The sequence below is a fragment of the Paraburkholderia sp. SARCC-3016 genome, assembly GCF_031119615.1.
Classification (GTDB): domain Bacteria; phylum Pseudomonadota; class Gammaproteobacteria; order Burkholderiales; family Burkholderiaceae; genus Paraburkholderia.
The window spans coordinates 57,414-76,929 of sequence record NZ_JAVHZD010000004.1; the positions used below are offsets into that span (position 1 = coordinate 57,414).

The following is a 19,516-nucleotide window of genomic DNA, read 5'->3' on the forward strand; positions in this document are numbered from 1 at the left end:
AGTGTGAAAAATCGTGCTGCGCCGCGACGTGTGTCGAAATTACGCAGCGAGGCGCGTTGCCGCAGCGGCCGAACGCGGCGTAAATAGTTGATTGATATCAGGAAATGCGCATTGGATGAAAGCGCGCGGCGAACCAGGCGCCGATGCGGCGTGCGGCAATCCACCGCGCTGCAACATCGGCTGAACGAGGAGGGAAGCGGGCGAAATCAGGTCTGCGGATCGCACCACAGGCGACCGCCCGTGGCCCAGTTTTCACGCGGCACGTCCACGAGAATGATGTCGACCGATGAAGGCTCGACCTTCAGCGACTCGCAAGTCGCTTTCGTGATCGCTTCGACGAATTCGCGCTTCTGCGCGACGGTGCGGCCCTCGAAGAGTTCGATGCGAAAGGTAGGCATAACTACGTCTCCTGGTTAAGAAATTGTTGAAGCAGTCCGGCTTCAGTCGCGATACGAGAGGTCGATGCGATCGAGCTTGCGCAGCAAGGCCGGCCACTCGATGCCGCCTTCAATGGCGCCGCCATCGTGGAGTTGCCCGGCCGCGCGCCCGGCAACCGCCGCGGACGGCAGCACGAGATGCGTGCCGCCCGCTTGCGCCTGCAGCTGGATTTCGCACGCTTTGATCAGCGTCGCCATCAGCACATACGCTTCGGCCACCGTGCGGCCTGCCGTCAGCGTGCCGTGGTTGCGCAATAGCATGGCGGGCTTGTCGCCGAGATCGGCGACGAGCCGTTCGCCATCGGCCGGCGAGAACGTCACGCCTTCGTAATCGTGATACGCGAGATAGCCGTGAAAGCGCAACGCATGCTGCGAAGCGGGCAGCAAACCGGCGGGCTGGATCGACACCGCAATGCCCGCCGTGTTGTGCAGATGCATGACGCAGAACGCGTCCGGGCGTGCCGCGTGCACTGCCGCATGCAGCGCGAAACCCGTTGCGTTGACCGGATGCTCGCTCGCGCCGACGATATTGCCGTCGATGTCGATTTTCACGAGGTTCGAGGCGCACACTTCATCGAAACCGAAGCCGAACGGGTTGATCAGAAAATGGCCCGGTTCGTCGGGAACGCTCGCGGAGATGTGCGTGTAGACAAGATCGTCCCAACCGTTCAACGCGGCCAGCCGGTAGGCGGCGGCGAGGTCGATGCGCGTGCGCTGCTCGGCCTCGGAAGTCGGGCCGGACGCGGCGACGCGATTCGCAGGGGTGTGGGCGAACGACATGGATGTCTCCTCGTGTGTGCAGGGCGGATGCGAAGCATCAGCACGAGGATGATAGCGGGTTATGTCGAAGCGAGCCGGTCGGCGGGCGCATCGTCCGGCAGCGAGGCGTTTAGCCCGCGGCCGACGTCTCGCCCGTATCGCGCAGCGCGCGCTGCATCAGCGTCGTATCGAGCCAGCGCCCGTGCTTGAAGCCGACGCCGCGCAGCGTGCCGACAAGTTGGAAGCCGGCCTGCCGATGCAGCGACAGCGAGCCGCCTGTGCCGCCGTCCGCGATGACCGCGATCATCTGACGCCACGGGCCCCGCTCGCATCGTTCGATCAGCGCCTGAAGCAGGGCGCGGCCGACGCCGCGGCCACGCAATGCATCGTCGACATAGATCGAGTCTTCGAGCGTGTGCCGGTATGCGATGCGCGGCCGGTACAGCGTTGCATAGCAGTAGCCGGCGACGCGCCCTTCGATTTCCGCCACGAGATACGGCAAGCCGAGTGCGAGCACCGATGCGCGTCGCGCGTGCAGATCGTCGACCGAAGGCGGCGTCTCTTCGAACGATGAGACGCCGGTCAGCACATGGTGCGCGTAGATGGCCTGGATGGCGGGCAGATCCGCATCGGTTGCGTCGCGGATCGCCGGGCCGGACGAAGGGGAAGAAACGGCGGAACCAGGGGCATTCATTGGTGTTCGCTATCGGTCGTGCTTTGGCAACCCTTAATATGCCCGATCAATCTTGCAAATTGAAGCGCGTCAAAAACAACCGGTGCGCCGTCGATGCGCGATCCTGCTCGACGCTGGCAGCGTCGCACTGCTCAAAGCGAGCGGCGCGGTGCTAAAAATGCAGCCGGCTAACCCGCCGCGGTTTCCTCGCGCCGCAGCGCCGGCGAATTCCTCAGCATGCCGATACACGCATCGGCAATCAGCTTCGCGTCGCGCGGCAAGTCCACCGACCCGTAGTCGAGCAGCCAGTCGCGCAGCACGCCGCCGAGAAACATCAGCATCAGGCCCGCGGCACGCGCGGTATCGAGTTCGCGCGGCAACTGGCCCTTGTCGATCGCGTTGCGCAGGCCCAGTTCCATGCGCGTGCGGCCGTCGCGCGCGGCGATGCGTTGCCGCTCGAGCACGGGCGCCATTTCTTCCGTGTATTCGCACTTCGTGAACAGCACTTCGAAAACGCGGCGGCTATGCGGCTCGATGGCGGCCTTGGCGAGACAGAACATGAAAAGATCGCGGATCCGGCCCAGTGGATCCGCTTCGCGAGGGTCGAACGTGGCCGTGACGAGCATTTCCATCGGCAGCTTCACGCGCTCGGCCATCGCACTGAACACTTCGCCCTTGTTCCTGAAGTGTCCATAGATGGCGCCGCGCGTGAGCCCCGCTTGCCCGGCGATCCGGGCAAGCGTCGTATGCGCGAAGCCGTGCTCGAAGAACGTCACTTCGGCCGCGTCGAGAATCCGATCGCGCGTCTTCAGCGCGTCTTCGCGTGTCCGTCTCATTGCCGTTACACGTTCGCTTCCTGCGGATCGCCGTCGTCGTGATGCTGGATCTTCTTCGACGGTTCATCGAGCTTGTCGCCGAGCAGGCGCCGCACGGTGACGTAGAACACCGGTATCAGCATCAGCCCGAAGAACGTCGCGAACAGCATCCCGCCGATCACGCCCGTGCCGATCTCGTGACGCGACGCGGCGCCGGCGCCCGTCGACAGCACGAGCGGCACGACACCGAGGATAAACGCCATCGACGTCATCAGAATCGGCCGCAGACGCAGGCGGCCCGCTTCGATGACCGCATCGTAGAGCGTCATGCCGCGCGCCTGGCCTTCGACGGCAAACTCGACGATCAGAATCGCGTTCTTCGCGGCAAGACCCACCACCGTCACGAGACCGATCTTGAAGTAGATGTCGTTCGGCACCTTGAACCACAGACAGAACGCGAGCATGCCCAGCATGCCGAGCGGCACGACGAGCAGCACGGCCACCGGAATCGTCCAGCTTTCGTACAGCGCCGCGAGACACAGGAACACCACGAGCACGGACAGCCCGAGCAGCACGGTCGCGGAGCTGCCCGCGAGCAGTTCCTGATACGACTGGCCGGTCCAGTCCGCCGCAAAGCCGTTCGGCAGCTTCGTATCGACGATGTTCTGCAGCGTGTCGATCGCCTGACCGGTCGAATAGCCAGGCGCCGAGTTACCGACGATTTCGATCGCCGAGTAACCGTTATAACGCGGCAACACGAGCGGACCAATGCTCCATTGAGTCTTCACGACGCTCGACAGCGGCACCATGTTGTACGGTGCGATGCCGGTGTTCGCAGCCGACGGATTGACCTGCGTCAGATATCCGCTGCTGTTGGCCGCGCCGGTCGAGCTCGACGATGACGTGCTGGCCGTTGTCGCGGTGCTCGCGCTCGACGTCCCGCTCGTGATGCCGTTGGTCCCGCCGGTCGCCTTGGTCGGCGTATACAGATGCTGGAACGCATCGAGACCCATCCGGTACGGCGCGTCGGCCTGGATATACACGCGCTTCACGCGGCCGCCGTATGTGAACTGATCGATATAGAACGGCGCCAGTTGCATCTGGATCGTCGCATAGACATCGCTGAGCGACAGTCCCATCGCTTCGGCCTGCACACGGTCGACCGCGATGTCCAGCTGCGGTGCGGTCGGCAGCGAGTTCGGCCGGATGCCGAACAGCACCGGGCTCTTGGTGGCGTCGGTGACCAGCGTCGCCGTTGCCGCGTCGAGCTCCGCGCGCGACTGGCCTTCACGCGCCTGCAGATACATATCGATACCGCCGAACTGGCTCAGGCCGCGAATGGTCGGCAGGTTGGTCGCGAAGATCTGTGCATCGGGAATTGCGTGCAGGATCTGATTCACTTCGGGAATCAGCTGCATGGCAGTCTTCGAGCGCTTGTCCCAGTCGGTCAGCTTGATAAACGCCATACCGACGTTTTCGCTCGTGCCGACGAAACTGAAGCCTTCCGGCTGGAAGATGCTCGAGATGTCCTTGCCGACCGGACTTTTCAGCAGCGTCTCGCGCACTTCGGTCATCACGTGGTTCGTGCGCTGGATCGTCGCGCCCGGCGGCAGGTTGATCAGCGCGAGAATGAAGCCCTGGTCTTCGTCCGGCACGAAGCCGGTCGGCAGCTTCGTGTACAGGAACCCGGCCAGCACGGTGACGATCAGGAACAGCGTCATCCAGATCGGCACGCGGCGCGCCGAGTGGCCGACATGGCGCACGTAATGGTGCGTCAGCCACTCGAAGCCGCTGTCGAACTTGCGGAACAGCCAGTTCTTCTGCACATGCGAGCCCTGTTTCAGGATCGCCGCGCACAGCGACGGCGTAAACGACATCGCGAGGAAGGCCGAGAAGATCATCGACACGGCGATCGTCAACGCGAACTGCGCGTAAATGATGCCGGTGGCGCCCGGTTGCAGCGCGGACGGCACGAACACGGCCGACAGCACGACCGTAATCGCGACGATGGCGCCCGTGATCTGCTTCATCGCCTTGATGGTGGCGGTGCGAGGGTCGGACTTGTCCTCCGTCATGATGCGCTCGACGTTTTCGATCACGACGATCGCATCGTCCACCACAATGCCGATGGCAAGCACCATCCCGAACAGCGTCAGCTGGTTGAGCGTGTAGTGAAGCGCGGACAGGCCGATGAACGTGCCGAGCAGCGCGACCGGTATCACGAGCGTTGGAATGATCGTGGCCCGGAAGTTCTGCAGGAACAGCAGCATCACGAGGAATACGAGGATGATCGCCTCGGCGAGCGTATGCACGACGTCCGCGATCGACGCGGTGATGAATGGCGTGGTGTCGTACGGCACGCTCCACGACACGCCGTTCGGCAGGTCTTTCGCGAGCGACGTCATTTCCGCTTTCACCGCCTTCGCGACCGCCAGCGCGTTTGCGCCCGGCAGCAGAAACACCGCGAGGCCGCCGGCCGGCTTGCCGTCCCAGACCGGCGAGATGCCGTAGGTCTGCGCGCCGAACGTGATGTTCGCGACGTCCTTCAGACGCACCACCGTGCCGTTGCTGTTCGCCACGATGATGATGTCCTCGAACTGCTTGCGCGTCGAGAACAGCGAATCGCCGGAGACGGTGGCGGTGAACACCTGGCCGGGCAACGCCGGATCCGCGCCGAGCGAACCGGCCGCGAACTGCGCGTTCTGCGCGCTGATCGCGGTTTCCACCTGCGTGGTCGACAGACCGTACGACTGCAGCTTGTCCGGGTTGAGCCAGATGCGCATCGCGTATTCGGAGCCGAGCAGCGTGGTATTGCCGACGCCGTTCACGCGTCCGATCTGCGGCTGGATGTCCGATGCGAGGATGTCCGAGAGGCGCCCGGCGTCGATCGCCGGATTATCCGAACGCAGCGCGAGGAACAGCAGAATATCGGGGCTCGCCTTCGCGACCACGACGCCTTGCTGCACGACCGCGGACGGCAGCAGCGGCTGGGCCACCGTGATCTTGTTCTGCACCTGCACCTGCGCGATGTCGGGATTCGTGCCGGTCGCGAACGTCAGCGTGATGACGGACTGGCCGTTCGAACTCGACTTCGAACTGAAGTACAGCAGATTGTCGATGCCGGTCAGCTGCTGCTCGATCACCTGCGTGACGGTGGTTTCCATCGTCTGCGCGCTCGCGCCCGGATAGGTCGACGTGATCGTCACCTGCGGCGGCGCGATGTCCGGATACGAGTCGATCCCCATCGAGCGCATCGCGATGTATCCGAACAGCGAAATCAGGATCGCGACGACCCACGCGAAGACCGGGCGTTTGATAAAGAAACTCGGCATGCCGGAAACTCCTATTGCGCGCGGCTAGCCGCGTTCGCCGTGTCGGGTGCGGACGCCGCCGCGGCGCTCGCCGTCATGGCGCCCGATGCGGCCGGGGCCGGGGCCGCCGCCGCTGGCGCGCTTGCGGCCGCGGCGCCTGATGCGGCGGCTGCGGGCGGCTGCCATGCAACGGGCACCACCGGCTGGCCCTCGTGGACGCTCTGCAGTTGCGTGACGAGCACGCGGTCGCCGTCGTCGAGTCCGCCCGTGACGATCCAGCTGTCCTTGTACTGATAGGCCGCGGTGATGTCCTTGCGGACGATCTTGTTGTCCGGGCTCACCGTGTACATGTAGGAACCGACCGTGTCGCGCAGCAGCGCCTGCTGCGGCACGAGGATCACGTTGTTCTGCTGGCCGAGGTTGATCGTCAGGTTCACGTACATGCCGGGCAGCAGCACCTGATTCGGGTTGGCCACGAGCGCGCGCAGATTGACCGCGCCGGTCGTCGCATTGACGGTCACGTCGGTGAAGTCGAGCGTGCCGACCTTGTCATACAGGCTGCCGTCGGGCAGCGTGACTTCGACCGTGGTCCGGTTCTGGTTCGATAGCGCGACCGAGCCCTTCGTCGCAGCCTGGCGCAGCGTGACGAGATCGGCGGCGCTGATCGTGAAGTTCACGTACGACGGGTCGATCTGCTGGACCGTGGTGAGCAGCGTGCCCGCCGCGCCGGCGTCGCTGTTGCCGCTGCCGACCACCGCGCCCGCGGTGACGAGTTGCTGGCTTGCGATGCCGCTGATCGGCGACGTCACGCGCGTGTAGTCGAGATTGATACGCGAGCTTTCGACGAGCGCCTGATCCGCTTTCACCTTCGCGGCCGCACTGCGTTCGGCGGCATCGGAGTTGTCGACGGTCTGTTGCGACACCGAGCCGACAGGCAGCAGCTTGCGATTACGCACCGCGGTGATGTGGTCGTTGACGTAGGTCGCCTGGTCCTGCGCGAGCTGCGCGAGGTTGTTGTCGAGCTGCGCCTTGTAGAAGGTCGGGTCGATCTGGAACAGCAGTTGCCCTTCGCGCACCTGGCTGCCTTCCTTGTAGACGCGCTTGAGCAGCACGCCGGACACGCGCGCGGTCACGTTCGCGCTGTAATACGGCGAAAGCCTGCCGACCAGATCCCTCGTGAGCGGCACGTCCTGTTTGTGCACGGTCACCACCGACACATGCGGCGGCGGCGGTGCGGCCGGCTTCTGTTTGCTGCAAGCGGCGAGGCCTACGAGTAAAAGGCACAGCAAAGGCCCGCGTAGCGGGAATGACTTCATGAAGACTCCATTCTTGCTTGACGGCAGTGATGACGACAGCCCGAGGCATCCGGCGCGGCATTCGTCGCATGACGAAGCCGGAACATCGGCCGGAGCACCGCGAGTAGCGGGGGTTCAACCATGCAGGACCGTCGCGGTTCAACGCGGCGGCGGCGTCGACGCCTGCTGCTGCTCCGACGCCGCATCCGGCGCCGAAGCGGTCGTCGCCTTCGAAGACGCGCCGTTGCCGGCGGCCTGCATGTCCTTGTAGTCCCAGCCCCCGCCGAGATTCCTGACGAGTGCGACGCTGCTCTGCGCGAGCAGCGCCTGCGTGTCGCTCAGGTTCTGCTCGGCGAGCAGCAAGGTTAGCTGCTGGGTCAGCACGTCCTGCTGGCTGGCCGCGCCGGCCTCGAACTGCGCGTTCGAACTGGCGAACAGCTGCTGGTTGCGCGTGAGAATATCCGTGAACGACTGCGCCTGCTGACGCAGGTGATTGACCGAGGACAGGCTGTCTTCGACGTTCTGGAACGCGGTGAGCACCGTGTTGCGGTAGGTCGCGACATCCTGGTCGTAGGTGGCGCGCGCCTGGCGTACCGCGGCTGTGCGTTCGCCGCCGTCGAAAATCGTCTGGGCGATATCGGGGCCGAGCGTCCAGAAGCGGTTCGGCAGCGAGAACAGATTGGCGAACGTATTGTGCTGGAAGCCGCCCGTGGCCGACAGCGTGACGGTCGGGAAGAATGCGGCCTCGGCCACGCCGATCAACGCATTGGCCGACGCCGCCGTGCGTTCGGCGGCCACCACGTCGTAGCGGCGCTCGAGCAGTTGCGACGGCACGCCGAGCGGGATTTGGGGCTGCACGAACGCGTAATTCGGATCCGGCGCGATCGAGAAGTTGCCGGGCGGCACGCCTACCAGGACGGCGATCGCGTGCTCGTCCTGCTCGCGCGCGATCAGCGTGGTCTGCAGGTCGGCGATCACGACCTCGAGGTTGTCCTGCGCGGCGAGCACCTGGTCGTTCGACGCCTGGCCTTCGCGATACGCTTCCTGCGTCATATAGAGGATGCGGCTGTCGATGTCTTTTTGTTGCGTGAGCAACTGGATGTCGACGTCGGCCTGGCGCAGTTCGAAATAGTCGATCGCGATGCTCGCGGCGATCGAGAGCCGCTGCCCGGCCAGTTGCGCGTCGGTGGCTTCCGCGGTGCCTCTCGCCGATTCGACCTGGCGCCGGATCGCACCCCAGAGGTCGAGTTCCCACGACGCCGTTGCGCTTGCGACGAAGTCGTTGTTCACGCCCGGCGCGAACGAGCCCGTGGCCGAGCGCGACGTTGCGCCGGCCGGCGTGCCGCTGCGCGTGCCGGACAGGTCCGCCGTGACGATCGGGAACAGCTGCGCCCGGTTCTCCTGGACGATCGCGAGCGCGGCGCGGTACGCGGCTTCGGCGGCGGCGATCGTGAAGTTCGCCTTCTGCGATTGTTCGATGAGCTCGGTGAGCTTGTCGTCGTTATACATGCGCCACCAGTCGCTCGACAGCGATGCCTGCGGGTTCGCCTGGGCGCGGTTCCAGTCGGCGCCTTCCTTGAAGCTTTGCGGCACCTGGACATCCGGCCGCTTGAAGTCCGGGCCTAGCGCGCATGCCGTGACGGCGAGCGTGGCGGCGAGCGCCACGCCGCTCTTCAACAGGCGCCATGCCGGCGACGGCGGCAAGGCGCGCGGCGCTTTAGATAACGATGGGGCAATCAGCGAAACAATTTTCACGCAGGCTTCCTGTCAAGGAATCGAGTGGCAAGTGAAATGCGACGGTTGCAAAAATGAACGTGCCGCTTTGCTCTGTGAGGAACGCTCGTCGCGCATCCGGCGATTCTAGTCGGTATGAGTGAAGTTATGACTGCAGGTTTTGATTACGGCGTGTTTCGTATGGCGACAACAACGATAGCCATGCAAACGGCTATGTAAGGTTAATGAAAAAATATACGGATGGCGACTATTGGAATTGCGTGAATTGTCGAATTCGCACGACGCCGATTGCGAAGTCTGATCGTTCAATGCGAAGCGGAGATGGTCGAAAAATCGTGGAAAGAGGCGAAATCCGGCGAGACGGAATAAGTCGCTCGCAATATTGCTTACATAAAGCTTTTGGACTGTTGTGTCGTGCAGCGCAAGTAGTGGGCAATGCGCGTATCGTTGTTGCGTCATTGCAATAATGCATTGCGGTTTAAGAAGTAATCGTTACGCTGTTTCGTCTAAGCCCCGGTTTTAATCTCGCGCGTCCCGCGCATGATTAACGGGCATCGTGCAAAGAGAAGGGCGTGTCATGCACACCCTTCTTCGGCATTGCGCTTAGGGTGGGTTACTTGCCGCACAGTAGCAGCAGACGCTCCTGATCCGAACATGGCCGCCGGTTCGTTTTCTGGGCGGCGGCGGCGCGCTCCGGTGTGGCCGCCGTGCCCGCCGCTTGCATCGCGGCGCGATGCGCGAGGCACGCCTTCAGATGTTTCTCGACCGGCGGGTAGTATTGCCAGCCCTTGCCGAGACTCGGCAATTCGAGCTTCACCTGTTTCCACTTCGGATGACCATGCTCCTGCAGGTTGTCGAAGTTCTCGCATAGCGAGTCGGCGAAGCGGTTCAGATTGCCGACCGTGTCGCGCAGATTGTAGTCGTAGGTGACAAGAAACGCCTTGACGGTCCACGTCGGCACGTCTTCCTTGAGCCAGTTCGGGTAGCTCGATACGCGGATCGTCGCGGGGAAGTAGGTTTGTCTCACGCGCGCGCTTTGGGGTGCGTTCGGATCGACGCGCAGAAAGCGGATCTGCTGCAGCAAATCGGGGTTCATGTCGGTGAAGAGCTTGGCGGGTTGCCCGGCGACGACGATCGCAACGTCGATCTTCTTCACGATCAGCGCAGCGAGCGCATCTTCGTTGCTCAGGTGCTGGACGTTCTGCTCGGGAATCGGCTGGTTGAACATCAGGCGGTAGAGCGTCGTAGCCGACTGCGCGGTGCCGCTGCCGATCAGCCCGACACTGATCACCTTGTCCTTGATGTCGTTGATGTTCTTCATCGGCGAATCGTTGCGCACGACGAAATAGATCTCTTCGTCGTAGAGCGGCATGATGAGCCGCAGCGGGCGGATCGTCGTGCCGGCATCCTGATTGCCGGAGTTAGCCATGTCCACATAGGCCTGATAGACATCGGACTGCACGAGTGCGAGCTTGACGCCAGGCTCGAAGCGCATCCGCTGCACATTCTCGGCGGAACCCTTCGATGGAATCACTTCGAGATCGATGCCTACCGGCTGCGCGACCCATTTCGACAGGTCATTGCCGATCTGGATATACGTGCCGCGTTCGGGGCCGGTCACGATCTTGTAGTGCGCGTTTGCCGCCGCGGCGACGGCGACTGCCGCGAAGAGCAGGGCGATCAGGCCCGCCAGTCCCGTCAGAATGATTTTCAGCATGGTCTCTCTCCCATTTTCGGCATCGATGTGCGTCAGATTTCAAGACACTTTGGAATACGTATGGTTGACGTGCGGCTAACGTGTGGCATCGGGCGGCGCGGCGTGCTTCCATCCCGATTGCCTGATCGTGCGCTCCTGTGCATCGATACCGTTGTCGTTGCTTGCCGGCGTGGTGGTGCTGGCGGCGGCGGCCGGTTGGTTCGTGTTCGTGCCGGGGTTTGCGGCTGATGGCACGCTTGCCGGTGCGCTTGTGAGTGCGCTTGCCGGTGCACTTGTGGACGCGCTCGCAAGCGCACTGGTTGTCGCGCCGGCGGGGCCGCGCGATGTGCGCGGCAATGGAGGCAGCGCCGCGGCGCCGCCCGGCGATGCGCCCCAATCCTGCGACGACGGCAAACGCATGCTGCTCGCGCCGCGCGGTAGCGGCGGCTCGGACGCGGCCGTCGTGCCCGATGCGGCGGCGCCGGCCTGCGATCCCTTTGGCGGTGTCAATGGTGTCCAGCCTGTCGACAGGATCGCGCGTTCGAGCAGCAATTGAGCGCGCGCGCTGCTCGAATCGATCGCGAGCGCATCCGATGCCTGCCGCTGCACGCATCCCCATGCGCGCTCGCTTGCGCATCGGTCCGCGCTTTGCAGCGCGGTGTCGCGCCGCTGTTCGCGCGCGGCGATGTCGCGTTGAAGGTCGCGCGCGTCTTCGTTGTCGGCCTCGCGCGCGAGTGCGGCGTCCGTCGCGGCCTTCGCATCGGACAAGTTGTTTTGCGCGAGGCTGGCGCGTGCGGCGCGAAGGCTGTCGGGTACGTCCTTGAATTGCGGCATCACGCGCGGTCTGGGCGTGGGCGAAGGCGTACGTGCATCCGCAGCGGGCGGCATGGCATTCGTCTGTTGCGTCGAGTAGGGGGAAATCGAGCCGCCCGATGAACTGGCGATCTGGTCATCGGGTGTCGACTCCGGCGTCCGGTTTTCGCCGAGCAGCACATATGCCGCGTAGCCGAGCGCGACGATGAACGCGAGCAGCAGCAGTCCCTTCGCAACGATCCATTGCGTCGTATGCCGGAACGGCGACTGACGCTCGATCGCGGAGTCGTCGCGGTAGTCGGGCTTGACCGGCGCTTGATCGGTTGCCGCGGCCTCCCCGGTCGACAATGCGACCGGCGCGGGCGTGGCCGGCGCTGCGGGACCGACGGCTCTCAACGTCGCATCCGGGCGCGTGCGCGCCACGGTTTCGAGTGGACGATCCGTGCCGCAGTAGGGGCAAAAATCGACATGCTGATAGAGCACACCGCCACAACGCTTGCAAGGCGTGGGGAAACTCTGGTCACGAGTAATCTGAGCAGACATGCTGTCGACCCACCGTTATGGCGATGCCATTTCGGCATGCTCCGGATCGTCGTTGATGCGATCGGCCAGGACTCGCGGAACTCACGACCTACATGCGCAGGAAAGCGGCGAGGCTGGACCGAGCGCAGCCGCTCGAAGAAAATATGGGTGCTTTCCAACAGCGCGTCAATCGCCGTTGTTACCTACCGCACACACGCGTTGCCGCCTCAAGAATCTGAACGATCGGCGCGAGGGAATTTTCACAGCGAAAACACGTTTGCGTAAGCCGGTTTTTTTAATCATAAGAATAGCTAAACGAGTGACGCGGCGCGTTGACGGATTCGAGCCGTTTCGCACGCGCGGCTCATCAATGCTTGCGTAGCGGATGATCGCGCATGAGCCACGCCAGCGCGAATGCAAGAACGACCACGCAGGCCGCTGTCAGATATACGGTATGCAACGCGCCCGCAAACGACTGAAGATAGACGCTGCGCAATGTATCGGGGAGTTGGTGGATTGCAACAGGGCCGAGCGAGCGCGGCAACTCGGTACCTGCGGGCAACGCCGCTTGCAGGCGCGCCGCAAGGCCATTCGAAAAGATCGCGCCGAAGCCCGCAACGCCGACCGAGCCGCCGATCGAGCGGAACAGCGTCGCGCCCGATGTCGCGACACCGAGGTGCCTGAACTCGACCGTGTTCTGCACCGCGAGAATCAGCACCTGCATCACCATGCCGAGGCCGCAACCGACGAGACCCATATACACATACATGGTGTGCACGGGCGTGGATACTTTCAGCGTGGCGAGCAGCGCCATGCCCGCGGCGACGAGCAGCGTACCGACGATCGGGAACATGCGGTATTTGCCGATGCGGCTGATAAGCCTTCCGCTGATGATCGACATCACGAGCACGCCGCCCATGATCGGCAGCATCTGCATGCCGGCTTCGGAAGGCGTGGAATGCTTGACGACCTGCAGATACATTGGCAGAAACGTGACTGAACCGAACAGCGATACGCCGACGATAAAGCCGATCGCGCTGGACAATAAAAACGTGCGCTGGCGAAACAGTTCGAGCGGCAGGATCGGTTCGCGCGCGTGACGTTCTTCGTAAATGAAGCCGACCACGCATACCGCGCCGAGCACGAGCGTCATCCACAATTGCGCCGACGACCATGGCAACAAACCCCCGCCTTCGCTCGTAAACAGGATGATGCAGGTGAGGGCGCCCGCGAGAAACGCGGCGCCCATGTAGTCGATCGAATGTTTCACCTGCAACGTGCGCGGTTTGAATACCGCACCGATCACCACCAACGCGACGATGCCGAGCGGCACGTTGATATAGAAGATCCAGCGCCACGACAGGTGGTCGACGAGGAAGCCGCCGAGCAGCGGGCCGACGACGGTGGCAAGACCGAACACGCCGCCGAATATGCCCTGATAGCGGCCGCGTTCCGCCGGTGGAATGACGTCGCCGATCGCGGCCATCGTGATGACGAGCAGGCCGCCGCCGCCCAGACCCTGCAGCGCGCGCAGCAGCACGAGCTGCGTCATGTTCTGCGCGACGCCGCATAGCGCCGAGCCGATCAGGAACAGCACGATCGACGTTTGCAACACGATCTTGCGGCCGAACAGATCGCCGAACTTGCCGTACAGCGGCACGACGATGGTGGAAGTGAGCAGGTAGGCGGTGACGACCCACGACAGGCTGCTGAGCCCGCCCAGCTCGCCGACGATGGTTGGCAACGCGGTCGACACGATGGTCTGGTCGAGCGCGGCGAGCAGCATGACGAGCAGCAGCGCCGGAAACAGCAGCCGCAGCGACGGGCGCTGCGCGGTGTGTTCGAAGGGCGCGGGAGCGGGGGAATTCACGTCGATGTCCAGATTCATGATGCGGCAAGCGAACGGGAAGCGCGCTTGAAATTAATTAACACGAAGATTAATATTATTCGACGTCGGCCGTTTCGTCAAATTCGAACGGGGCTCGGGTTCCGGCGATAGCGGACGGGAACGAGGCCTTATAGTCGAGGCCGGGAATGAAGTCTTATGAAAGGCTGGTTTATGGCAAAGGCAGCGCAATCGGGTAATGCGGCAGCAGCGGCAGCAGCGGCAGCAGCGGCAGCAGCGGCAGCAGCGGCGGCAGCGGTGGCAGAGGCGCCGCTGTCGAACAGGGCACGCCGTCCCGGCCGGCCGCTGGGCGCCGCGCGCGCGCCCGAGCAGCGAGCGCGGCTGCTCGACGTCGCGCTCGCGCTATTTGCGCGGCAGGGCATCGTCGATACGACGCTTGGCGCGATCGCGCGCGAAGCCGGCTACACACCGGCCATGGTTCACTACTACTTCAAGACGCGCGATCAGCTCATCGACGTGCTGATCGACGAGCGCTTTATGCCGTTGCGGGTTGCGCTCGCCGGCGCGTTTCGCGAGAACAGCGAAGATCCGGTCGCGGCCGTTACGGAACTGGCTCGCAGGCTTGTCGCGATGGCTCACGACTATCCGTGGTTTCCATCGCTCTGGGTACGCGAAGTCATCAGCGAAGGCGGATTGCTGAAGCGGCGGATGAACGAGCGCTTCGGCGATGCGAAACAGAAGGCCTCGCTGGCCCGCATCGCGAAATGGCAGAAGGAAGGGCGGTTGAATCCCGCTATCGAGCCGTCGCTACTGTACGTGTCGATACTGGGGCTGACAATTCTGCCGCTGGCCGCGTCGAACGCATGGCGCAACGACCCCGCGCGCAGCCGGCTCAACGCCGACGATATTGCGCGCAATGCAGTCGCGTTGCTGACAGGCGGCGTCGGACCTCGCTAACAAGCGTTGTTCATGTGACGCTGGCCGCGTGCGGCCGGCGCGAATCGCGCGGACCGTCGTCGAAGTTTGCGTTTCCCCGCGAACCTGGCTCCCGGTCGCTCACTGTTCGAGCGGCCTGCGTTCGAGCTGCGCGTCGAGCGCTTGCGAATCGGCCAGCGCATCGAGCGATGCATAGGCCGCATCGCGATACTTCGCCGACAGCACGCCCCAGCGGCGCGCCCAGAGCGATGTGACGATCGGCGTCAGCAATGCCGTCACGACAACCGAGGTCGCAACCAGTGCCGTTGCGGCCGGTGCAACCGCCGCATAGCGCGGCTCGATACCCGCGATGATCTGCGGCACCGCGACCGCTGCGCCGGCCGTCGAACAGGCGCCCACGCCCGCCGTGCCGTTGCCTCTCGCGAGAAAAATATCGGCGAGCACGAGCGTCGTGCCGGTCACGAGCATCACGCAGATGCCGACCAGGATGCCAAGCAGGCCCGTGCTCGCGATCACCGCGAAATCGAGGTTGTTGCCGAGCGCGAACGCGAAAAACGGCACCATCACCGGTACGGCCGACCCGAAGAAGCGCCGCAGTTCGGGATCGAGATTGCCGAGCGCGAAGCCGATCAGAAACGGCAGCAGCGCCCCGAATAACGTCGCATACGGAAAGCTCGCGAGGCCGGCGATGCCGAGCGTGACCATCGTCATGAACGGCCCCGATTCGAGCGACATCAGGCAGAACGCGCCAGCTTCCTCTTTCGTGCCGTACTGCTGCATCAGTGCCATATAGAGGCCACCGTTCGTCTCGTTCATCACGCAGATCACGGTCAGGGCGGAGAGACCCGTGAGGAATCCCGACGTGATGCCGCCTGGCGGCAGGAAGTGCGAAGCGGTCACGCCGGCGAGCGCGGCCGTCGCCACTTTCGTCGCGACGAGCACGCCGCTTTTGCGCAGTACGACCGGCGTCGCCTTCAGGCTGATGCTGGCGCCCATGCAGAAGAACCAGACAGCAAGAATCGGCAGCGTGCCGGTGATCAGCGCGTTCGAAAACGAGCCGAGATATTTGCCTGCGTGCGGCGCGAACGTGTGCACGCATGCGCCGAGCAGCAGCGGAACCAGCATCAGTCCGCCCGGAATGCGGTCGATGGCCTGTTTGATCTTCATGCCGCAGTGCTCCTCCACGAAACGGGTCGTGCCCGATCGGTTCTTATTTCTTATGGGTGCGCTGCCGGTGCGTCGTGCGCGCCGAACAGTGCTGGACTGCAATTTATCACTGGTTCGGAGCGGTCTTCTGAAAATATTCGCATTGCTATGCGATCGTTTACACCTACTTCGTTGACTTGATGGGCATCCATGCAGCATAAGATGCGTTGGTGCGCGCGTGCGTCGCATCGGCGTATTCGGGAGGGAGCAAACAATCGTGGACCGCTGTTCCGAAAACAGTTGACCATAATGCCTATGGCCGCGTTGCTTGCCTTGATGAACCGGGGAGGCACGCAATGTGCTACCGAGAGTGGTGTTCCGAAAGTCGACGTCGAAGACACTGGCGTCGGCCGAAGCCGTACCCGGCATCGTGCGCGTGTTCATGAGCTGGGCTACGGCGACGACAACGAAGAGCAGGAGGAAGGGCTGCAATGCATCACGGTACCGGTATTCGAGCGGTTCGGGCGTGTGATCGCGGGGCTTCAGATTTCGTTTCCGGGCATGCGTTGCGGCGCCGATACGAACGCTCGTTATATTGCGTTGCTGAAGGAGGCCGGGCGTGCGATTTCAGCACAACAGGGCTATCACGACAGTGTTCGCGCACCGGATTGAGCATTGTGCGGGGTCCGCATGGTCACGCGCGCGCCTTAAAGTTGGGCTATGTTGGCGTCGCCCGCGTCGCCCGCGTCGCTGCGGTGCATTGCGCAGCAGCGTACACTTCCTTGCAACTCGTCGGACGCAGTGAGGTCAATGGACGGTAGATTGATGGAAACCGCCTGGCGAACAGCGCGCCGGCAGTTTCGAGCAGGTACGTCGTGTAAATCTGCAAGGGTGGCGAAGCTCGTACAGTCAATTCGCTGTCGGCGCTGGCGCGGTGCAAGTACCTGACAAGACCACGTCAGAATGCATAAACAGCTGAACAACAGCTGCTTTTTAGGTAACAACGCAAAAATGAACGGTGCATTAAGGCTCGATCAGGCGACGATCGTGCTTGTAGAAGACGACCCGCAAAATCGCGAGTCGCTCAAGAATTTGCTGGAGTCCGAAGGCGCGCATGTGGTCGCGGTGTCGGACGCGGAGGAGGGAGTCGAAGCGGCGGTGCGTGTGATGCCCGACGCCGTCGTGTGCGACATCGACTTGCCCGCTATGGACGGTTTCTATCTGATCCAGCGGTTGCGCGATCACGAGATTCGCGGCGATCACGCACCTGCGGTTGCGGTTGCGATTACCGGCCATACCGATGAAGCCTACCGCCTGCGCAGCATTGGCGAGGGATTCCAGCACTTCATGACGAAACAAGTCGGAGGCCAAGCGGTCTTAGGAAGACAAAACATTCTACCAACTCCTTGGCTCACAGAACGACATGGCTACGATCCGACTTGGGACGCACGCTTCATGCGTCTGCACGCATCGGCGTCGGCGTGCGTTCTCGAGGGGCCGGGGCCTTGTGCCCTGTCGTGCCCGGCGTCGTGTGTTTCGTGCGCTTCGTGCTTCAGTTGCCGGCGGCTTGCGCCGCCTGGCACGCTGCGCACAGCCCTTTCAGTTCGATCTCTTCGCCGGCGAGCCGGTAGCCCGCGTCTTCGACCTGCGCGATCAACGCTTCGCGCAGCTTCGGCTGATGCAATTCGGCGACGCTGCCGCATTGCTGGCAGACCACTAGCATACCGTGCTGGCATTGCGTCAGATCGTGGCAAACAGTGAACGCGTTGATCGACTCGATGCGGTGCACGAGGCCCGCGGCGAGCAGGAAATCGAGCGCACGATATACGGTGGGCGGCGCCGAGCCGGGATGGATTTGCCGCATCTCGTCGAGCAGCGAATACGCTTTGGTCGCGCGCCCCGAATTGAGCAACAGTTCGAGCACCTTGCGGCGGATCGGCGTCAGTTTTTCGCCGCGCTCGCGGCAGTATTCATCGGCAAGCGCGAGCGCCGCTTCAGGCGAAGCGGGATGGCGATGCGCGGCGTCCCCAGTGTGGGCGGTATGCGCGCGTGCGCGGGCGGGCGCCCGTTTTTCGGGGGCCGGCTTGTCGGTGGCCACCCATGCCTTTGCGGTTTTCATGCGGTGATTATAAAGGGCCGGCACGCTTGCGGATTCAGTCGAGTTTGACCTCGAAACCGCGCCGCACCGCGGGCCGCTCGAACATCATCCGATACCAGCGATGCACGTTCGGGTAGTCGGCGAGATCGACCTTATGGCGTTCATGGCGCCACGCCCAGCCGAGAATCGCGAAATCGGCGACGGACAGATCGCCCGCCACGTATTCGGTTTTGCCGAGGCGCGTATCGAGCACCGAGTAAAGCCGCCGCGTTTCCGCGGAAAAACGCTTGAAGCCGTACGCGCGGTCGCTTTCCGATTGCAGCGTTGCAAAGTGATGTACCTGGCCGGGCATCGGCCCGAAGCCTCCCATCTGCCACATCAGCCATTCGAGCACCGGCACGCGATCGCGCAAGCTCTTCGGCAGGAATTTGCCGGTTTTTTCGCCGAGATAAAGCAGGATCGCGCCCGATTCGAACACGCTGATCGGCTGCCCGTCCGGTCCTTGCGGATCGACGATCGCCGGTATCTTGTTGTTCGGGCTGATGCTCAGGAATTCCTCCTGGAATTGCGCCTTGTTGCCGATGTCGATCGGCTTGACCGAGTACGGCAGTTCCATTTCCTCGAGCGCGACGCTGATCTTGCGTCCGTTCGGCGTGTCCCAGGCGTAGAGCGTGATTGTCATGTCGTGGTGGAGTGAAAGTAAGTCGATCGCGAGGCGCTCGTGCGTGTCTGCGTCTTGCGCACGCGCGCCTCACGTTCATCAGGTGAGCGGGAAATCGACGTATTTGCGAAAACCCGAACGCGTCGCGAGGCGCGAATACCAGCGTTCGAGGTTCGGCAGCGACGGCCGCTCGATACCTTCGAGGCCGAACCAGCGCTTCGCATACGAGCCGATCACCACGTCGGCCAGCGTGAATTTTTCACCTTCGATGTAAAAATGCTTTTGCAGTTGCGCATCGAGCATCTTCCAGATGGCGCCGACCGTGGTCACGTCGGCGGCGAGCTTCGCGGTGTCGCGTTGTTCGGCCGGTGTGCGCACGACGGCGAGAAACACGGGCCGTTCGGCCGGCACGAGCATCGCGAGCGTCCAGTCGAGCCAGCGGTCGATGCTCGCGCGCGCTTTCGGGTCGTTCGGATAGAGGCTGCTCGATTCGCCGTATTGCATCGCAAGATAGCGAAGGATGGCGTGCGATTCCCACAGCACGTAGTCGCCGTCGACGACGGTCGGAATACGGCCGGTCGGATTCATCGCGAGATATTCGGGCGTGTCGTTGCGCCCGAATTGCAGGCCTGCATCGATGCGGTCGTATGGCAGCACGAGCTCGTCGCAGCACCACAAAACTTTCTGAACGTTAACGGAATTGCTGCGTCCCCAGATCGTAATCACCGGCAAATCCCTTTTATGACACGGTTGGCAAGCCGCCCACATGCGCGG

15 protein-coding genes and 2 pseudogenes are annotated in these 19,516 nt (G+C 63.3%); 3 read left to right on the top strand and 14 right to left on the bottom strand.

The annotated features are described in order from the left end of the window. Nucleotides 1–206: 206 nt before the first annotated feature. From QYH69_RS05580 to QYH69_RS05625, 10 genes are all read right to left on the bottom strand, one after another. Nucleotides 207–398, bottom strand: a complete 192-nt coding sequence (locus tag QYH69_RS05580; RefSeq protein ID WP_308830897.1) for a 4-oxalocrotonate tautomerase — start codon at nucleotides 396–398, stop codon at nucleotides 207–209. A gap of 42 nt (nucleotides 399–440) precedes the next feature. Beyond that, on the bottom strand, nucleotides 441–1,217 hold the full coding sequence (locus QYH69_RS05585; protein ID WP_308830898.1) for a class II aldolase/adducin family protein: 777 nt from the start codon (nucleotides 1,215–1,217) through the stop codon (nucleotides 441–443). Between the two features lie 109 nt (nucleotides 1,218–1,326). Continuing rightward, the gene (locus tag QYH69_RS05590) at nucleotides 1,327–1,890 is read right to left on the bottom strand and encodes an N-acetyltransferase family protein (RefSeq protein WP_308830899.1); all 564 of its coding nucleotides are present in this window, start codon (nucleotides 1,888–1,890) and stop codon (nucleotides 1,327–1,329) included. Between the two features lie 167 nt (nucleotides 1,891–2,057). Further along, nucleotides 2,058–2,705, bottom strand: a complete 648-nt coding sequence (locus tag QYH69_RS05595) for a TetR family transcriptional regulator (RefSeq protein ID WP_308830900.1) — start codon at nucleotides 2,703–2,705, stop codon at nucleotides 2,058–2,060. A gap of 5 nt (nucleotides 2,706–2,710) precedes the next feature. Then, nucleotides 2,711–6,016 carry an efflux RND transporter permease subunit gene (locus QYH69_RS05600; protein WP_308830901.1) on the bottom strand — a complete coding sequence of 1,102 codons (3,306 nt, stop codon included), beginning with the start codon at nucleotides 6,014–6,016 and terminating at the stop codon, nucleotides 2,711–2,713. 11 nt (nucleotides 6,017–6,027) lie between these two features. Then, a complete protein-coding gene (locus tag QYH69_RS05605) occupies nucleotides 6,028–7,311 on the bottom strand; it encodes an efflux RND transporter periplasmic adaptor subunit (RefSeq protein WP_308830902.1) in 1,284 nt (427 codons plus the stop codon). A gap of 138 nt (nucleotides 7,312–7,449) precedes the next feature. Then, the gene (locus tag QYH69_RS05610) at nucleotides 7,450–9,045 is read right to left on the bottom strand and encodes an efflux transporter outer membrane subunit (protein ID WP_308830903.1); all 1,596 of its coding nucleotides are present in this window, start codon (nucleotides 9,043–9,045) and stop codon (nucleotides 7,450–7,452) included. A 592-nt stretch (nucleotides 9,046–9,637) separates the two neighbouring features. Continuing rightward, nucleotides 9,638–10,741: a TAXI family TRAP transporter solute-binding subunit gene (locus QYH69_RS05615; protein ID WP_308830904.1), complete on the bottom strand. Its 1,104-nt coding sequence runs from the start codon at nucleotides 10,739–10,741 to the stop codon at nucleotides 9,638–9,640. A gap of 75 nt (nucleotides 10,742–10,816) precedes the next feature. Continuing rightward, nucleotides 10,817–11,929, bottom strand: coding sequence for a hypothetical protein (locus tag QYH69_RS05620; protein ID WP_308830905.1), 1,113 nt, complete (start codon nucleotides 11,927–11,929; stop codon nucleotides 10,817–10,819). 493 nt (nucleotides 11,930–12,422) lie between these two features. Further along, nucleotides 12,423–13,943, bottom strand: coding sequence for an MDR family MFS transporter (locus QYH69_RS05625; protein ID WP_308830906.1), 1,521 nt, complete (start codon nucleotides 13,941–13,943; stop codon nucleotides 12,423–12,425). 156 nt (nucleotides 13,944–14,099) lie between these two features. On the opposite strand from QYH69_RS05625, the gene QYH69_RS05630 reads away from it, so the two are divergent. Then, the gene (locus tag QYH69_RS05630) at nucleotides 14,100–14,858 is read left to right on the top strand and encodes a TetR/AcrR family transcriptional regulator (RefSeq protein ID WP_308830907.1); all 759 of its coding nucleotides are present in this window, start codon (nucleotides 14,100–14,102) and stop codon (nucleotides 14,856–14,858) included. A gap of 99 nt (nucleotides 14,859–14,957) precedes the next feature. Here QYH69_RS05630 and kdgT read toward each other — a convergent pair whose 3' ends face one another. Further along, entirely contained in the window at nucleotides 14,958–16,004 is a 1,047-nt protein-coding gene (gene kdgT / locus QYH69_RS05635; RefSeq protein WP_308830908.1) for a 2-keto-3-deoxygluconate transporter, read from the bottom strand. A gap of 325 nt (nucleotides 16,005–16,329) precedes the next feature. Between kdgT and QYH69_RS05640 the strand changes: the two are divergent. Beyond that, nucleotides 16,330–16,655, top strand: a pseudogene (locus QYH69_RS05640) (IclR family transcriptional regulator C-terminal domain-containing protein); the annotation flags it as partial. A gap of 291 nt (nucleotides 16,656–16,946) precedes the next feature. After that, nucleotides 16,947–17,339: pseudogene (locus tag QYH69_RS05645) on the top strand (response regulator); the annotation flags it as partial. A gap of 196 nt (nucleotides 17,340–17,535) precedes the next feature. Here QYH69_RS05645 and QYH69_RS05650 read toward each other — a convergent pair. From QYH69_RS05650 to QYH69_RS05660, 3 genes are all read right to left on the bottom strand, one after another. After that, on the bottom strand, nucleotides 17,536–18,102 hold the full coding sequence (locus tag QYH69_RS05650; protein ID WP_308830909.1) for a Fur family transcriptional regulator: 567 nt from the start codon (nucleotides 18,100–18,102) through the stop codon (nucleotides 17,536–17,538). Nucleotides 18,103–18,136: 34 nt separating this feature from the next. Continuing rightward, nucleotides 18,137–18,763, bottom strand: a complete 627-nt coding sequence (locus tag QYH69_RS05655; RefSeq protein ID WP_308830910.1) for a glutathione S-transferase N-terminal domain-containing protein — start codon at nucleotides 18,761–18,763, stop codon at nucleotides 18,137–18,139. Nucleotides 18,764–18,841: 78 nt separating this feature from the next. Further along, nucleotides 18,842–19,468, bottom strand: a complete 627-nt coding sequence (locus tag QYH69_RS05660; protein ID WP_308830911.1) for a glutathione S-transferase — start codon at nucleotides 19,466–19,468, stop codon at nucleotides 18,842–18,844. Nucleotides 19,469–19,516 lie beyond the last annotated feature (48 nt).

Excerpts from the sequence above, each read along its gene's own strand:
- QYH69_RS05580 (WP_308830897.1), bottom strand. The coding sequence starts at position 398 with ATGCCTACCTTTCGCATCGAACTCTTCGAGGGCCGCACCGTCGCGCAG.
- QYH69_RS05585 (WP_308830898.1), bottom strand. The coding sequence starts at position 1,217 with ATGTCGTTCGCCCACACCCCTGCGAATCGCGTCGCCGCGTCCGGCCCG.
- QYH69_RS05590 (WP_308830899.1), bottom strand. The coding sequence starts at position 1,890 with ATGAATGCCCCTGGTTCCGCCGTTTCTTCCCCTTCGTCCGGCCCGGCG.
- QYH69_RS05595 (WP_308830900.1), bottom strand. The coding sequence starts at position 2,705 with ATGAGACGGACACGCGAAGACGCGCTGAAGACGCGCGATCGGATTCTC.
- QYH69_RS05600 (WP_308830901.1), bottom strand. The coding sequence starts at position 6,016 with ATGCCGAGTTTCTTTATCAAACGCCCGGTCTTCGCGTGGGTCGTCGCG.
- QYH69_RS05605 (WP_308830902.1), bottom strand. The coding sequence starts at position 7,311 with ATGAAGTCATTCCCGCTACGCGGGCCTTTGCTGTGCCTTTTACTCGTA.
- QYH69_RS05615 (WP_308830904.1), bottom strand. The coding sequence starts at position 10,741 with ATGCTGAAAATCATTCTGACGGGACTGGCGGGCCTGATCGCCCTGCTC.
- QYH69_RS05625 (WP_308830906.1), bottom strand. The coding sequence starts at position 13,943 with ATGAATCTGGACATCGACGTGAATTCCCCCGCTCCCGCGCCCTTCGAA.
- QYH69_RS05630 (WP_308830907.1), top strand. The coding sequence starts at position 14,100 with ATGAAAGGCTGGTTTATGGCAAAGGCAGCGCAATCGGGTAATGCGGCA.
- kdgT (WP_308830908.1), bottom strand. The coding sequence starts at position 16,004 with ATGAAGATCAAACAGGCCATCGACCGCATTCCGGGCGGACTGATGCTG.
- QYH69_RS05650 (WP_308830909.1), bottom strand. The coding sequence starts at position 18,102 with ATGAAAACCGCAAAGGCATGGGTGGCCACCGACAAGCCGGCCCCCGAA.
- QYH69_RS05655 (WP_308830910.1), bottom strand. The coding sequence starts at position 18,763 with ATGACAATCACGCTCTACGCCTGGGACACGCCGAACGGACGCAAGATC.